The organism is Kitasatospora sp. NPDC052868 (genome assembly GCF_044547105.1).
Lineage (GTDB): Bacteria > Actinomycetota > Actinomycetes > Streptomycetales > Streptomycetaceae > Kitasatospora.
Genome location: NZ_JBITZW010000005.1, coordinates 64,021 through 79,264 on the forward strand (window position 1 = coordinate 64,021; position 15,244 = coordinate 79,264).

Genomic DNA, 15,244 nt, shown 5'->3' on the forward strand with positions numbered 1-15,244 from the left:
ACCTCCGTCAGACCTCTTCGACGCTGCTCGGCTCGCGCCGGGACAGGTCGATGCCGAGCTCCTCGGCGGCGCGGAACACGTCCTCGTCGGAGTCCCGCATCTCGATGGACTGGCCGTCCGAGGACAGCACCTCCACGTTGAGGCAGAGCGACTGCATTTCCTTGATGAGAACCTTGAAGGACTCGGGAATGCCGGGCTCGGGGATGTTCTCGCCCTTGACGATGGCCTCGTAGACCTTCACGCGGCCGAGCACGTCGTCGGACTTGATGGTGAGGAGCTCCTGCAGCGCGTAGGCCGCGCCGTACGCCTCGAGGGCCCACACCTCCATCTCACCGAAGCGCTGACCACCGAACTGCGCCTTACCACCGAGCGGCTGCTGGGTGATCATCGAGTACGGACCGGTCGAACGGGCGTGCAGCTTGTCGTCGACCAGGTGGTGCAGCTTGAGGATGTACATGTAGCCGACCGAGACCGGCATCGGGAACGGCTCACCGGAGCGGCCGTCGAACAGGCGGGCCTTGCCGGTGGAGTTCACCAGGCGCTCACCGTCACGGGTGAGGGTGGTGTTGTCCAGCAGGCCGGTGATCTCGTCCTCGCGGGCGCCGTCGAAGACCGGGGTGGCGAGGTTGGTGCCGCCCTGGACGGTGTCGGCGCCGATCGCCTGCAGGCGCTGGGCCCACTCGTCGGCGAGGCCGGATACGTCCCAGCCCTGCTTGGCGAGCCACCCGAGGTGAATCTCCAGGACCTGCCCGGGGTTCATTCGGGACGGGACACCCAGCGGGTTGAGGATGATGTCGACCGGGGTGCCGTCCTCCAGGAACGGCATGTCCTCGACCGGCAGGATCTTCGAGATGACGCCCTTGTTGCCGTGGCGGCCGGCGAGCTTGTCACCGTTGGTGATCTTGCGCTTCTGGGCCACGTAGACGCGGACCAGCTGGTTCACGCCCGGGGGCAGCTCGTCGCCCTCTTCGCGGTCGAAGACGCGGACGCCGATGACCTTGCCGGACTCACCGTGCGGCACCTTCAGCGAGGTGTCGCGGACCTCACGGGCCTTCTCACCGAAGATCGCGCGGAGCAGGCGCTCCTCCGGGGTGAGCTCGGTCTCGCCCTTGGGCGTGACCTTGCCGACCAGGATGTCGCCGGTGACGACGTCGGCGCCGATCCGGATGATGCCGCGCTCGTCGAGGTCGGCGAGGACCTCCTCGGAGACGTTCGGGATGTCCCGGGTGATCTCCTCGGGGCCGAGCTTGGTGTCACGGGCGTCGACCTCGTGCTCCTCGATGTGGATCGAGGAGAGGACGTCGTCCTGCACGAGGCGCTGCGACAGGATGATCGCGTCCTCGTAGTTGTGACCCTCCCACGACATGAACGCCACGAGCAGGTTCTTGCCGAGGGCCATCTCGCCGGAGTCGGTGCAGGGGCCGTCGGCCAGCACCTGGTTGACCTCGACCCGGGAGCCCTCGTCCACGAGCACCTTCTGGTTGAAGGCGGTGCCCTGGTTGGAGCGGGTGAACTTGGCGGCCCGGTACGTGGTGTAGGTGCCGTCGTCGTTGGCCACGGTGACGTAGTCGGCCGAGACCTCCTGGACCACGCCCGACTTCTCGGCGGTGATCACGTCGGCGGCGTCGACCGCGCAGCGGTACTCCATGCCGGTGCCGACCAGCGGGGCCTCGCTCTTCAGCAGCGGCACCGCCTGGCGCATCATGTTCGAGCCCATGAGCGCGCGGTTGGCGTCGTCGTGCTCGAGGAACGGGATCATGGCGGTCGCGACCGACACCATCTGGCGCGGCGAGACGTCCATGTAGTCGATCTCGGTGCCCGGGATGTAGTCGATCTCGCCGCCACGGCGGCGGACCAGGACACGCGGCTCGGCGAAGGTCAGCTCCGGCGTCAGCGGGGCGTTGGCCTGCGCGATGACGTAGCGGTCCTCCTCGTCGGCGGTGAGGTAGTCGACCTGCTCGGTCACGGCACCGTCGACGACCTTGCGGTACGGGGTCTCGATGAAGCCGAAGGCGTTGACCCGGCCGTACGAGGCCAGCGACCCGATCAGACCGATGTTCGGGCCTTCCGGGGTCTCGATCGGACACATGCGGCCGTAGTGCGAGGGGTGCACGTCACGGACCTCGAAGCCGGCGCGCTCACGGGAGAGACCGCCGGGACCGAGTGCGGACAGACGGCGCTTGTGGGTCAGGCCCGACAGCGGGTTCGTCTGGTCCATGAACTGCGACAGCTGGCTGGTGCCGAAGAACTCCTTGATGGAGGCGACGACCGGCCGGATGTTGATCAGGGTCTGCGGCGTGATCGCCTCGACGTCCTGGGTCGTCATGCGCTCGCGCACGACGCGCTCCATACGGGCGAGACCCGTACGGACCTGGTTCTGGATGAGCTCGCCGACGTTGCGCAGGCGACGGTTGCCGAAGTGGTCGATGTCGTCGACCTCGACCACGATGTCGCGGCCGGCGCCGTCCTGCCACTCGGTCTCACCCGCGTGCAGCTTCACCAGGTACTTGATCGCACCGATGATGTCGGGCTCGGTGAGCACGCCGGAGTCCAGCGACTCGGCGTTGCCCAGCTTGCGGTTGACCTTGTAGCGGCCGACCTTCGCGAGGTCGTAGCGCTTCGGGTTGAAGTAGAGGTTCTCGAGCAGGGTCTGCGCGGCCTCACGGGTCGGCGGCTCGCCGGGGCGCAGCTTGCGGTAGATGTCGAGCAGCGCGTCGTCCTGGCCCTGGGTGTGGTCCTTCTCCAGGGTCGCGCGCATCGACTCGTACTCGCCGAACTCCTCGAGAATCATCTCGTTGGTCCAGCCGAGAGCCTTGAGCAGCACGGTGACGGACTGCTTGCGCTTGCGGTCGATGCGGACGCCGACCATGTCGCGCTTGTCGATCTCCATCTCCAGCCAGGCACCACGCGAGGGGATGACCTTGCAGGAGTAGATGTCCTTGTCGGACACCTTGTCCAGGGTGGAGTCGAAGTACACACCCGGGGAGCGGACGAGCTGCGACACGACGACACGCTCGGTGCCGTTGATCACGAACGTGCCCTTGTGGGTCATGAGCGGGAAGTCGCCCATGAAGACCGTCTGAGACTTGATCTCACCGGTCTCGTTGTTGGTGAACTCGGCCGTGACGAAGAGCGGGGCCGCGAACGTGAAGTCGCGGTCCTTGCACTCGTCAATGGAGTTCTTCGGCGGCTCGAAACGGTGGTCGCGGAAGGTCAGCGACATCGACCCGCTGAAGTCCTCGATCGGGGAGATCTCCTCGAAGATCTCCTCCAGACCGGACTTCGTGGGGACGTCCTGACCACTCTCCAGGGCCGCCTCGACCCGGGACTTCCAGGCCGCGTTGCCGAGCAGCCAGTCAAAGCTCTCGGTCTGCAGGGCCAGGAGGTTCGGGACCTCAAGGGGCTCCTTGATCTTCGCGAACGAGACGCGGAGCGGGGCGGTGGATGCGGCGGAATTGTTCGAGGCGTTGCGCGGCGCGGCCAAGAGGGGGGTCCTTCCGAGGGCTCGGAGCTCACTACGCGCGTACCGGCCGGGCCTTGCCGAGGGAGAACTCCCAGGTCAGGGCAGTGCACGCTCCGGGCGACGAGTCACGGAGCAGCTAACAGGCAGCGCAAAGGGACAGTGTAGCCAAACGGCACACTGCTGTCCAGCTCTGATTCGGAAGCCGAATCGGAGACTCCTCCCGGTAGCCGGCGGACGCGTACGCCCACCGGGTACTGCACTCGCCCGGACGATGCCGGGCCCCCACAACTCACGTGGAGTCACTTCCCGCCGGAGCCACTGGTTATGCATCCAGAAGCAAACCAACCGGGCGGACTCGCGCCTTGAGAATCGCGCGCCTCGCCTGGTTCGTCAAGGGCCCGCCTCCGGCGCGGGCCTCGACCTGTCTATCGACCGAGAGGCCCCGGGCGTTACAGAAGCCGTGGTGGGGGCCACTCTCGATGACAGCGATCACCATACCCGCCCGCACCGACAGTGCCGAGTGCCCTCTCGGCCACACCGGTGGTGGCGGGTCTGCGCGGCCCTCTGGGGCCGGGTACGCGAAAAGACCGGGCCGACCACCCGCAAGGGTGATCGGCCCGGCCTCAGACCCCCTCAGGGGGGTCAGGGAATGCCTCCCGGCCACTAGGGCCGGGGGAAAGTCACTTGACGGTGACCTTGGCGCCGGCACCCTCGAGGGCGGCCTTGGCCTTCTCGGCAACGTCCTTGGCAACCTTCTCCAGGACCTTGGCACCAGCGGTGTCAACGAGGTCCTTGGCCTCCTTCAGGCCGAGGGAGGTCAGGGTGCGCACCTCCTTGATGACCTGGATCTTCTTGTCGCCGGCACCGTCGAGGATGACGTCGAACTCGTCCTGCTCCTCAACGGCCTCGGCAACGGCGCCCGGGCCGGCGATGCCGGCCACGGCGACCGGGGCGGCCGCGGTGACGTCGAACTTCTCCTCGAAGGCCTTCACGAAGGCAGCGAGCTCGATGAGGGTGAGCTCCTCGAACTGCGCGAGCAGCTCGTCCTGGGACAGCTTCGCCATGATGGCGTCCTTCCACTAAATCGGCAGGTGGTGCCGTATGTACGGGTTGGGCGGGCACGGGCCCGCAGCGAGGCGTGAGCCTGGCCGAATTACTCGGCGGCAGCGTCCTCGGCGGCGGGAGCCGGCGTACCGGCACCGCCCTGCTCGACCTTGTCGCGAAGCGCGTCCACGGTGCGGACGAGCTTCGAGGGCAGGGCCTGGAAGAGCGCGGCAGCCTGGGACTGCTTGCCCTTCATGGCGCCGGCCAGCTTGGCGAGCAGCACCTCGCGGGACTCGAGGTCCGCGAGCTTCTTGATGTCATCGGCGGACAGCGCCTTGCCATCAAGGACACCGCCCTTGATGATCAGAGCGGGGTTCTCCTTGGCGAAGTCACGCAGAGCCTTCGCCGACTCCACCGGGTCACCGGTGACGAAGGCGACAGCCGTCGGACCCGCGAACAGGTCGTCGAGCTCCGTGATCCCGGCCTCGTTGGCCGCAATCTTGGTCAGCGTGTTCTTCACCACGGCGTACTGGGCGTTGTCACCCAGCGAGCGACGCAGGGTCTTAACCTGCTTCACCGTCAGACCGCGGTACTCGGTCAGCACGGCCGCGTTCGAGGCACGGAACTTGTCCGTGATCTCGGCGACGGCGGCAGCCTTGTCGGGCCTTGCCATAGGCGTACGCCTCCTTCCGTGATGTCGAAATCGGGCCGACCGCAAAAGTCGACCATCTGCGCCTCGGACCGGTCGGCCGTTCGGAAGGAAAGCTCCTGCGGAAAAGCAGATGAGCCCCGGTGCGCAGGCGCACGGGGCTCAGTACGACCTCGACAGGTCCGCGAACAAACGCGGACCCGGAAGTCCAAGCTCCAAACACTCCTGCGCGGGCTGCCTGCGACGAGTCGCAGATCCTTCGGTCCCCGACACCCTTGCGGGCGCACGGCGACAACCAGCGGTCTTTGGCTTCGGTAACAGTAGCCGGAGCGGGCCGTCCTGGGCAAATCGCCCGGGGCGGGCGGCCCGCAGGGGGGCTCAGCGGGCCAGCGGGGAGGTGCTGCGGGTGCCCGCGTCCACGGTGTCGGCCTCGGCCGGCGCCTGCACCGAGAGGCTTCCGGCGAACTCGGAGTAGACCACCGAGTCGTCCTGGCGGCCGCTGTCCCCCGTCCCGGTGCGCTGCAGCTTGACCAGCTGGTCCCGGTCGTTCAGCCAGAGGTCCAGGGTCAGCGAGACCGAACCGCCGGGGGCGAGCGCGGTGCGCAGTCCGTCCCGGCGGGCCTGGCTCAGCTGGGACTGGGCGGCCGCGTACCGCTCGGCGGTGGTGGTGACCCGGTAGTGCTCGACCGCCGAGTCGTCGACCCTCTCCTCGCCGACGTACTGCGCGTCCACCCCGTCGGCGGTGGCGGCGGCCAGCGCCGCCGTCGGGTTGAGCAGGTCGATCAGGCCGGCGTACGGGATCTCCCGGTGGCCGTCCTGGCCGGGCGCGCCGGAGAACCGCTCCCAGTGCCGGCCGCCCTGCCGGGCCGCGGTGGCGGCGTCGCCGCCCTGGTAGGCCACGGTGTCCACGACGATCAGCTGCTCGGCCTCGGCCGGGGTGGAGCGGTGGACCTGGAGGGCCGTCTTGGGCAGCCAGAACAGCGGCCCGCCGCCGGCGTCCGCGCCCAGCCGGTAGCTCACCTTGGCCCGGCGGGCGGTCTGCATGGCGATCTGGGAGGAGAGCAGGACCCCGTGCGGCGACCGGTCGGTGGGCTTGGCCGGGCCGGTCGGGGAGGCACTGGTCGGGGACGGTGTGCCGGACGGCGCCGGCGGCTCGGAGCCGCCCCCGCCGCAGGCCGTCAGGCCGCTCGCCAGCAGCACGGTGGCCACCGTGGCCGCCAGCCGCTGCCGCACCGCCATGTCCCGCTCCCCTTCTCCCGGCCGCCACCGACGGCGACCCTGCTCCGAGCCACCATGCCACCCGGACCGGGGTCGGCCGGTGGCGCCCCCCTCGGCCGGCCCGGCGATGTCGCCGGACCCGACCGCGTCGGGCTCAGCCCTTACCGTTGAGAATGATCTTGGTGAAGTCCGCCGCACCGGCGATGTCGCCCGCGGCGGGGGTCTCGATCTTCGGCGCGGCGCCGAGGCCCGAGTAGGTGACGCTGACGCCCGCCTGCTCCCCGGCCTTGTCGCCGTACTCCTTGAGCTGGACGAGCTCCTGCTTGGCGTTGATCCAGAGGTCGACGGTCAGCGTCTTGCCGTACGCCTCCAGGGCCTTCTGGACGCTCGCGCGCTGGTCGGCCCCGAGCGCGGCCAGCCCCTCGGCCAGCTTGGCGGTCTCCTCGACGACCCGGTAGTGCGTGGTCTGCACCCCTGCGACCGCCTCCGAGCCGACCTTCTCGGGCTTGCCGGCCTGGGCGGCCGCCGTCAGCTGGAGGACCGGGTTGATCATCTGGGCCATGGTCAGGAACATCCCCGCCATCGGGCCCACCAGCGGGTCCTTGGCCTCGCCCCTGGCCCAGTGCCTGCCGCCCAGCGCGGCCGTCACCTCCGGGCCGCCGCCGAGGAAGACCTCGTCCCCGATGATCCGCGCCTTGGTGCCGCCCTTGGCCTGGCCGGTCAGGTCGGAGGAGGTCTTCGCGTGCTGCCACTCGGACGTCCCCGCCGCGGTGTCCTGCTGCGCGACGATCCGGACGCTGCCGTTGCCGGCCTTCTGCATCACCAGGGCCGAGGCGGCCAGGGCCGCCTTCGGGTCCAGATCGAGCACCTTCCCCCCGACCGCGTCCCCGGCGGCCTTCGGGTCGGCCTTGCCGCCACTGCTGCTACAGGCCGACAGACCGGCCATCAGGACGGCGGCCGTGACGGCCACCGAGACCAGACGCACAGCGCCCATGAGAAATCCCCCCGTTGTGATCTGAACCCCGGACAATCCCCGGCGGACTCTAACGGATGGCCCCGGCGGCCCGGCACCGGTTTCCCCCGGTCCGGTCACCCCGCCGCGGCCGGCGTCTCCGCCACCGCCTCGGGCTCGGAGACGTCCGTCGTGGTGACCACGGTTCCGCCGGTGCCCTGGGCCGTGGCGCGCAGTCGCAGCAGCCGGTCCCCCGGCGCGACCCAGAAGTCGTAGCCGATCGCGGTGACCCCGCGCTCCCGGTAGTAGGCCAGCACGACGGAGAGCCGCTCGGGGGTGAGGCCCTGGTCGGCCTCGAAGAACTCGGCGACCGGCGCGCTGGCCCGGTAGTGCGCCACCGTGGTCCCCGCCAGCTCCTCGCCGCCGAGCGAGTTGAGCCGCCCCGCCAGCGCCATCGCGTGCACCTGGCCGCCCGGGTTGGAGACCAGCCCGCTCAGCCAGCCGCCGGCGTACGCTGCGCCGCCGCCGCGCGGGTCCAGCGACTCGGCCTCGGCCCGCTCCGCCCGCTTCGGCGGTGCACCGTCGTAGGCGAGGTCGAGCGTGCCGTCCGCGGCCCGCAGCCGGCCGGTGCCCCGCTCGTCGCTGACGGTCAGCTCGGCCGCGTCCCGGGCCCCCCAGACCAGGCTCCCGGTGGCGGAGCGCCGTCCGGCCGGGCCCTCCTCGACCACCTGGACGCGCGCGCCGCCGATGTCGTCGAGGTTCTGGGAGGCCGACAGCAGCACCTGCCTGGGCGGCCGGACGGTCGCGGGGGCGCCCTCCGGGGTGCGGTCCCCCGAGACGGCCAGCAGGCTGCACGCGGTGAGGGCGCCGGCGAGCAGGAGCAGGGCCGCCCCCGAGACGGCGGGGCGAGAGGCGGACGGCACGGCACACTCCGGCGGTCGGGCTGCGGGCATGTTCCGAACGGATGATCGGACCGGGCGAGCGTACGACGAGCCGTACAACAGTTCCTCCCCCGCCCGGTCTCGATCCGGAAACGGCGACGGGCCCGCACCCCCCGGAGGGGGTACGGGCCCGTCGTACGGACTGCTGCTGCGCCCAGGACGCGGCTACCGGTCGGAGCGAAGGGCTCAGACGGCGGCCGGGTCCTCCTCGACCAGGAGGTTGCGGGTGCGGTTCGGGTCCACCAGGACACCGGGGCCGATGGTGGTGGAGACCGCGGTCTTCTTGATGTAGCGGCCCTTGGCGGCGGACGGCTTGGCGCGGAGCACCTCGTCCAGCGCGGCGGCGTAGTTCTCGACCAGCTGCTCGTCGGTGAAGGAGACCTTACCGATGATGAAGTGCAGGTTCGAGTGCTTGTCGACGCGGAACTCGATCTTGCCGCCCTTGATCTCGTTCACGGCCTTGGCCACGTCCGGGGTCACGGTGCCGGTCTTCGGGTTCGGCATCAGGCCACGGGGACCGAGCACGCGGCCGAGGCGGCCGACCTTGCCCATGAGGTCCGGGGTGGCGACGACGGCGTCGAAGTCGAGGCGGCCCTTGGCGACCTCGTCGATGAGCTCGTCGGAGCCGACGATGTCGGCGCCGGCAGCACGCGCGGCCTCGGCACGGTCGCCGGTCGCGAAGACCAGGACCCGGGCGGTCTTACCGGTGCCGTGCGGGAGGATCACGGTGCTGCGGACCATCTGGTCGGCCTTGCGCGGGTCGACGCCCAGACGCATGGCGACCTCGACGGTGCCGTCGAACTTGCTGGTGCTGGTCGCCTTGGCGAGGCGGATGGCCTCGAGGGGGGCGTAGAGGCGGTCGCGGTCGACCTGAGCGTCCGCGGCCTTCAGAGCCTTGCTGCGCTTCACTGCTGCTCCTGAATGGTGAATGGAGTTGTGGTATGCACGGGCCGCGCTGGCCCTACCACAGGGACGAGAAGGGTTCTACCGACGGGTGGATCAGCCCTCGACGGTGATGCCCATCGACCGGGCGGTGCCGGCGATGATCTTCTCCGCCGCGTCCAGGTCGTTGGCGTTCAGGTCGGGCATCTTCACCGTGGCGATGTCACGGACCTGGGCGCTGGTGAGCTTCGCGACCTTGGTCTTGTGCGGCTCGGCGGAGCCCTTGTCGACACCGGCAGCCTTCAGGATGAGGCGCGCGGCCGGCGGCGTCTTCGTGATGAAGGTGAAGGAGCGGTCGTCGTAGACCGTGATCTCCACCGGCACGATCATGCCGCGCTGCGACTCGGTCGCAGCGTTGTAGGCCTTGCAGAACTCCATGATGTTGACGCCGTGCTGGCCCAGCGCGGGGCCGACCGGCGGCGCCGGGTTGGCCGCACCGGCGTTGATCTGGAGCTTGATAAGCCCCGTGACCTTCTTCTTCTTGGGAGGCATTTCTCTCCGGGTCCTTCCGAGAGGTGATTGCTGGTGCGTGCGCGGTCAGGGCGACACCCGGCCGCCGCACACACATCGGACCAGGCTAACGCGGATGCGCCGCTGGACCAAAACGGATTCGGGGCGGGGCCGTGGCCCCGCCCCGAATCCGAAGCTCCGTACTAGTTCTTCTGGATCTGGTCGAAGGAGAGCTCGACCGGGGTCTCCCGGCCGAAGATCTCGACCAGGCCCTTGACCTTCTTCGAGTCCGGGTTGATCTCGTTGATGGTCGCCTGCAGGGTGGCGAACGGGCCGTCGGTGACGGTGACCGAGTCGCCGACCTCGAAGTCGAGGACCTGGATCTCGCTGGGCTTGACCGGGGAGGGCTTGCCCGCCTCCTTGGCCGCCTGGCGCTCCACGTCGGGGGCGAGCATCTTGACGACCTCGTCCAGGGTCAGCGGGTACGGGTCGTAGGCGTTGCCGACGAAGCCGGTGACACCGGGAGTGTTGCGCACGACGCCCCAGGACTCCGGGGTGAGGTCCATGCGCACCAGGACGTAGCCGGGGAGCTTGTTCTGGCGGATGGTCTTGCGGTCGCCGTTCTTGATCTGGACGACCTCCTCCTGCGGCACCTCGGCCTGGAAGATGTACTCCTCGACGTTCAGCGAGACGGCGCGCTGCTCCAGGTTCTGCTTCACCCGGTTCTCGTAGCCGGCGTAGGTGTGGATCACGTACCACTCGCCCGGCATGAACCGGAGGTCCTCGCGGAACTTGGCGACCGGGTCGACCTCGACGGCCTCCTCGGCCTCGGCCTCCTCGGCGGTCTCCTCGTCGGCGGCCTCCTCCGCGGCGGCCTCCTCGACGGCGAGCTCCTCGTCGGACTCCACGTGCAGCGCGGCCTCCTCGGCCGGCTCGCCGGCCTCGGCCTCGTCGTACGCCTCGACCTCGTCCTCTTCGCTGTCCGCGGCGTCCACGATCTGCTCGGCCGACTCGGCTTCGTCAGCCAGCTCGGCCGCGTCCAGCTCGGCGGCGACATCCGCCTCGCGGACGGTCTCGTCGGCGTCGTACAGGGGGGACTCAGACACGGTGGCTGCTTCTTTCCTGGAGATGGTGAAGGTGGCGCGCTCCGGGCCGCTCCGGCACAGCCCCGCTCTCGCGGGCGCGTCAGGAAACGACTCGGAGACTTCAACAGTACCGAGTCAACGGTAGCGGCCTCGTACGTTCGGCGCCGACAGCTCGACCCGGGCCGAAGAATCGGCCCGGGTCGGGAAGCTGTTTCACAGGTGGTGCGGTTCGGTCAGCCGAAGATCCAGAGGCTCAGCTTGGAGAACCCGTAGTCGAGGCCGGCGACGAAGGCCATCACGACCACGACGAACACGACGACGACGGTCGTGTAGTTGACCAGCTCGTTGCGGGAGGGCCAGACGACCTTGCGCAGCTCGGCGATGATCTGGCGGTAGAACAGCGCGAGCCGGGCGAACGCGCCCATCTTGGCCCGCTTGCCGGACTTCTTGTCGCCGGACCGGTTGGCCCGCTTGCGGTCGCGACGCGACTGCGACTCGCCCTCGGCGGGCGTCGTCTCGGCAGCGCCGTCGGCCCCCTCGGGGTTGCCGCTCTCAGGCGTTGCGGTGGAGCCCGTGGTCTCCGTCACTCGTCCTCACCTGAATCCGGGTCCTGCCGAGCGTCACCTGCGTACCCGAGAGGGTACGAGCGGCCGGCGAAAGCGGTGCTGATCGGTGCCCTCTCCGCATCAAGCCCGCTCGCTCTGTGGAGCGAACGGGCTGAATACGGATCAAGCAGCAGGGCAAGAGGGACTTGAACCCCCAACCGCCGGTTTTGGAGACCGGTGCTCTACCAATTGAGCTATTGCCCTACGGTGCCTTGCGGCTCCAGTAGCGACCACCAACCTACCGCATCCCCCACCGCTGTATGTACAGGCAGTGGAAGTTTTAGCTTCTCGGTGGCCTTCGAGCAGTGAGTGTACGTGGTCCAGGGGTGTTTGGTCGAACCTCTTTCTTTCGGGGCCGCCATGTGGACCGGCGCGAACATATGGTGAAACCGCCATGCCCGGTCCGTCCCGGTTCTGCGACGATGCAGGCATGAGCGCTTCCACCCCGCAGCCCGACAGTTCCGCCCGCCCCGCCGACCGCCGCGTCTCCGCCCGGATCGGCGCCATCGCCGAGTCGGCGACCCTCGCGGTCGATGCCAAGGCCAAGGCCCTCAAGGCGGCCGGCCGACCGGTCATCGGCTTCGGCGCCGGCGAGCCGGACTTCCCCACTCCGGACTACATCGTCGAGGCGGCCGTCGAGGCCTGCCGCGACCCGAAGAACCACCGCTACACCCCGGCCGGCGGCCTGCCCGAGCTGAAGGCCGCGATCGTCGCCAAGACGCTGCGCGACTCCGGCTACGAGGTGGACGCCTCGCAGGTGCTGGTGACCAACGGCGGCAAGCAGGCGATCTACGAGGCGTTCGCGGCGATCCTCGACCCGGGCGACGAGGTCATCATCCCGGCGCCGTACTGGACCACCTACCCGGAGTCGGTCCAGCTGGCCGGCGGTGTGCCGGTGGAGGTCGTGTCCGACGAGACCACCGGCTACAAGGTCTCGGTCGAGCAGCTGGAGGCCGCCCGCACCGAGAACACCAAGGTGGTGCTGTTCGTCTCGCCGTCCAACCCGACCGGCGCGGTCTACACCGAGGCCGAGGCCCGGGCGATCGGCGAGTGGGCGCTGGAGCACGGCCTCTGGGTGCTCACCGACGAGATCTACGAGCACCTGGTCTACGGCGACGCGACCTTCACCTCGCTGCCGGCCCTGCTGCCCGGCCTCGCGGACAAGACCATCGTGGTCAACGGTGTCGCCAAGACCTACGCGATGACCGGCTGGCGGGTGGGCTGGGTGATCGGCCCCAAGGACGTCATCAAGGCCGCGACCAACCTGCAGTCGCACGCCACCTCGAACGTCTCCAACGTCGCCCAGCGCGCCGCGATCGCCGCGGTCAGCGGCGACCTGTCCGCCGTGCACGAGATGCGCACCGCCTTCGACCGGCGCCGCAGGACGATCGTGCGGATGCTCAACGAGATCGAGGGCGTCCTGTGCCCCGAGCCCGAGGGCGCCTTCTACGTCTACCCGTCCGTCAAGGCCCTGCTGGGCAAGGAGATCCGCGGCAGGCGCCCGCAGACCTCCGGCGAGCTGGCCGCCCTGATCCTGGACGAGGCCGAGGTCGCGGTCGTCCCCGGCGAGGCCTTCGGCACCCCGGGCTACCTGCGGCTCTCCTACGCGCTGGGCGACGCCGACCTGGCCGAGGGCGTCGGCCGGATGCAGAAGCTGCTCGGCGAGGCCCGCGACTGACCTCGGGTCCCCGTCCTCGTCACCCGGTGACGAACACCGCCCCCTTCACCCCTTCGAGGGACGTGGAGGGGGCGGTTCCCGTACCGGGGCCGGATGCGGCAGTATCGGCGAATGGAACGCCTGTCACAGCCACGAGACGTCAGGGACCTCCCCAAGGCCCACCTCCATCTGCACTTCACCGGGTCGATGCGCCCGACCACCCTGCTGGAACTGGCCGACAAGCACCGCGTACGGCTGCCCGAGGCGCTCAGCTCCACCGAGCCGCCCAGCCTGCGGGCGACCGACGAGCGCGGCTGGTTCCGCTTCCAGCGGCTGTACGACACCGCCCGCTCGGTGCTGCGCGACGAGCAGGACATCCGCCGACTGGTGCTGGAGACCGCCGAGGACGAGCGGCGGGACGGCTCGCGCTGGCTGGAGATCCAGGTCGACCCGACCTCGTACGCGCCCCGGCTCGGCGGTCTGATCCCCGCGCTGGAGCTGATCCTGGACGCCGTGGAGCAGGCCTCCGAGGCCACCGGCGTGGGAATCCGGGTGCTGGTCGCGGCCAACCGGATGAAATCCCCGATGGACGCCCGCACGCTGGCCCGTCTGGCGGTCCGGTACGCCGACCGCGGCGTGGTCGGCTTCGGCCTCTCCAACGACGAGCGGCGCGGCCTCGCCCGGGACTTCGACCGGGCCTTCGACATCGCCCGCAGCGGCGGGCTGCTGGCCGCCCCGCACGGCGGCGAGCTGGCCGGGCCGGAGTCCGTCCGGGACTGCCTGGACGACCTGGGGGCCGGCCGGATCGGCCACGGCGTCCGGGCCGCCGAGGACCCCCGGCTGATGCAGCGGCTGGCGGACCGCCAGGTCACCTGCGAGGTCTGCCCGTCCTCCAACGTCTCGCTGGGGGTCTACGAGCGTCCCGAGGACGTCCCGCTGCGCCGGCTGTTCGACGCCGGGGTGCCGATGGCGCTGGGCGCCGACGACCCGCTGCTGTTCGGCACCCGGCTGGCCGACCAGTACGACCTGGCCCGGGACGTGCTCGGCTTCGACGACGCGGAGCTCGCCGAGCTGGCCCGCCAGTCGGTGCGCGGCTCGCGCGCCCCGGACAGCGTGCGCAAGGAGCTGCTGGCGGACATCGACGCCTGGCTGGTGGACGACCCTAGGCCGTGAGGGCCCGTCCGGCCTAGAGCTTGACGCCGACCATCACCGGTTCGTTGACCAGCTCGACGCCGAAGGCCGCCCGGACGCCGTCGCGGATCTCCCGGGCGAGAGCCAGCAGATCCTCGGCGGTGGCCGCGCCGCGGTTGGTCAGGGCCAGCGTGTGCTTGGTGGAGAGGGTGGCCGGGCCGCTGCCGTAGCCCTTACCGAAGCCGGCCTTGTCGATCAGCCAGGCCGCCGAGGTCTTGGTGCGGCCGTCCGGCGCGGGGTAGGCCGGGGCGGTGAGCTCGCGCTCGGCCGCCAGGGCCAGGAAGGCGGCGTACTGCTCGCCGGTCAGCACCGGGTTGGTGAAGAAGGAGCCCGCCGACCAGGTGTCGTGGTCCGCCGGGTCGAGCACCATGCCCTTGCCCGAGCGCAGCCGCAGCACCGCCGCATGGGCCTCGCGCAGGTCGACCGCCTCGCCCTGCTCGACGCCCAGGTGGCGGGCCGTCTCGGCGTAGGCGACCGGGGTGGAGAGCCCGCCGTTGTCCTGGAGGCCGAAACGGACCCGGAGGACGACGTAGCGGTCCGGGTCGGCCTTGAAGCGGCTGTGCCGGTAGGAGAACTCGCACGCGGCGTTGGAGAGGGTGACCACCTCGCCGGCCCGGCGGTCGTAGGCGACCACCTCGGTGATGGACTGCGCCACCTCCTGGCCGTACGCGCCCACGTTCTGGACGGGCGTGGCGCCGGCCGAGCCGGGGATGCCGGCCAGGAACTCGATGCCGGCCAGGCCGTGCTCCAGCACCGTCCCGGCCACCGCGTCGGCCCAGACCTCGCCGGCGGCCAGCTCCAGCACCGTGCCGTCCAGGGTGAAGCCGGTGGTGGCGATCCGCAGCACCGTGCCGGGGTAGCCGGCGTCGCCGATCACCAGGTTGGAGCCGCCGCCGAGGACCAGCAGCGGCTCGCCGGCCGCATCGGCCTCGCGGACGGTGGCGACCACCTCGTCGTCGGTGGTCGCGGTCACCAGCCGCCGGGCCGGGCCGCCGAGCCTGAGGGTGGTCAGCGGGGCGAGGGGGGCGTCGAGTTCTACCAGCACGC

Annotated in this window: 13 protein-coding genes and 1 tRNA gene; 2 read left to right on the forward strand and 12 right to left on the reverse strand. The window is 70.2% G+C overall.

The genetic code is table 11. The features are described from left to right. Nucleotides 1–7: 7 nt before the first annotated feature. From rpoB to ACIGZJ_RS10970, 11 genes are all read right to left on the reverse strand, one after another. Nucleotides 8–3,484 (reverse strand): DNA-directed RNA polymerase subunit beta, encoded by a 3,477-nt coding sequence (rpoB, locus tag ACIGZJ_RS10920; protein ID WP_387949072.1) that lies wholly within the window; start codon nucleotides 3,482–3,484, stop codon nucleotides 8–10. 659 nt (nucleotides 3,485–4,143) lie between these two features. Further along, on the reverse strand, nucleotides 4,144–4,527 hold the full coding sequence (gene rplL / locus ACIGZJ_RS10925) for a 50S ribosomal protein L7/L12 (protein WP_387949071.1): 384 nt from the start codon (nucleotides 4,525–4,527) through the stop codon (nucleotides 4,144–4,146). A gap of 89 nt (nucleotides 4,528–4,616) precedes the next feature. Beyond that, entirely contained in the window at nucleotides 4,617–5,180 is a 564-nt protein-coding gene (gene rplJ / locus ACIGZJ_RS10930; RefSeq protein WP_387949070.1) for a 50S ribosomal protein L10, read from the reverse strand. A 354-nt stretch (nucleotides 5,181–5,534) separates the two neighbouring features. Then, on the reverse strand, nucleotides 5,535–6,395 hold the full coding sequence (locus ACIGZJ_RS10935; protein ID WP_396456902.1) for a hypothetical protein: 861 nt from the start codon (nucleotides 6,393–6,395) through the stop codon (nucleotides 5,535–5,537). A 133-nt stretch (nucleotides 6,396–6,528) separates the two neighbouring features. Further along, complete coding sequence (locus ACIGZJ_RS10940) at nucleotides 6,529–7,368, reverse strand: hypothetical protein (protein WP_396456903.1); 840 nt, start codon at nucleotides 7,366–7,368, stop codon at nucleotides 6,529–6,531. A 95-nt stretch (nucleotides 7,369–7,463) separates the two neighbouring features. Continuing rightward, nucleotides 7,464–8,249, reverse strand: a complete 786-nt coding sequence (locus tag ACIGZJ_RS10945) for a hypothetical protein (protein WP_396456904.1) — start codon at nucleotides 8,247–8,249, stop codon at nucleotides 7,464–7,466. A gap of 204 nt (nucleotides 8,250–8,453) precedes the next feature. Continuing rightward, nucleotides 8,454–9,176, reverse strand: coding sequence for a 50S ribosomal protein L1 (gene rplA / locus ACIGZJ_RS10950; protein WP_392941197.1), 723 nt, complete (start codon nucleotides 9,174–9,176; stop codon nucleotides 8,454–8,456). A gap of 90 nt (nucleotides 9,177–9,266) precedes the next feature. Continuing rightward, a complete protein-coding gene (gene rplK / locus ACIGZJ_RS10955; protein ID WP_392941198.1) occupies nucleotides 9,267–9,701 on the reverse strand; it encodes a 50S ribosomal protein L11 in 435 nt (144 codons plus the stop codon). Between the two features lie 161 nt (nucleotides 9,702–9,862). After that, on the reverse strand, nucleotides 9,863–10,765 hold the full coding sequence (gene nusG / locus ACIGZJ_RS10960) for a transcription termination/antitermination protein NusG (RefSeq protein ID WP_392941199.1): 903 nt from the start codon (nucleotides 10,763–10,765) through the stop codon (nucleotides 9,863–9,865). 212 nt (nucleotides 10,766–10,977) lie between these two features. Continuing rightward, the gene (secE, locus tag ACIGZJ_RS10965) at nucleotides 10,978–11,331 is read right to left on the reverse strand and encodes a preprotein translocase subunit SecE (protein ID WP_387949063.1); all 354 of its coding nucleotides are present in this window, start codon (nucleotides 11,329–11,331) and stop codon (nucleotides 10,978–10,980) included. 149 nt (nucleotides 11,332–11,480) lie between these two features. Further along, nucleotides 11,481–11,553 (reverse strand) — tRNA-Trp (locus ACIGZJ_RS10970). Between the two features lie 226 nt (nucleotides 11,554–11,779). Here ACIGZJ_RS10970 and ACIGZJ_RS10975 point away from each other — a divergent pair. Together ACIGZJ_RS10975 and ACIGZJ_RS10980 are read left to right on the forward strand one after the other, a co-directional pair. Next, on the forward strand, nucleotides 11,780–13,027 hold the full coding sequence (locus tag ACIGZJ_RS10975) for a pyridoxal phosphate-dependent aminotransferase (RefSeq protein WP_396456905.1): 1,248 nt from the start codon (nucleotides 11,780–11,782) through the stop codon (nucleotides 13,025–13,027). Nucleotides 13,028–13,138: 111 nt separating this feature from the next. Then, a complete protein-coding gene (locus ACIGZJ_RS10980) occupies nucleotides 13,139–14,179 on the forward strand; it encodes an adenosine deaminase (protein ID WP_396456906.1) in 1,041 nt (346 codons plus the stop codon). 13 nt (nucleotides 14,180–14,192) lie between these two features. Here ACIGZJ_RS10980 and ACIGZJ_RS10985 read toward each other — a convergent pair whose 3' ends face one another. Beyond that, nucleotides 14,193–15,239: a UDP-N-acetylmuramate dehydrogenase gene (locus ACIGZJ_RS10985; RefSeq protein ID WP_396457111.1), complete on the reverse strand. Its 1,047-nt coding sequence runs from the start codon at nucleotides 15,237–15,239 to the stop codon at nucleotides 14,193–14,195. Nucleotides 15,240–15,244 lie beyond the last annotated feature (5 nt).

Coding starts and splice junctions, on each gene's coding strand:
- rplL (WP_387949071.1), bottom strand. CDS start 4,527: ATGGCGAAGCTGTCCCAGGACGAGCTGCTCGCGCAGTTCGAGGAGCTC.
- rplJ (WP_387949070.1), bottom strand. CDS start 5,180: ATGGCAAGGCCCGACAAGGCTGCCGCCGTCGCCGAGATCACGGACAAG.
- ACIGZJ_RS10935 (WP_396456902.1), bottom strand. CDS start 6,395: ATGGCGGTGCGGCAGCGGCTGGCGGCCACGGTGGCCACCGTGCTGCTG.
- ACIGZJ_RS10940 (WP_396456903.1), bottom strand. CDS start 7,368: ATGGGCGCTGTGCGTCTGGTCTCGGTGGCCGTCACGGCCGCCGTCCTG.
- rplK (WP_392941198.1), bottom strand. CDS start 9,701: ATGCCTCCCAAGAAGAAGAAGGTCACGGGGCTTATCAAGCTCCAGATC.
- ACIGZJ_RS10975 (WP_396456905.1), top strand. CDS start 11,780: ATGAGCGCTTCCACCCCGCAGCCCGACAGTTCCGCCCGCCCCGCCGAC.
- ACIGZJ_RS10980 (WP_396456906.1), top strand. CDS start 13,139: ATGGAACGCCTGTCACAGCCACGAGACGTCAGGGACCTCCCCAAGGCC.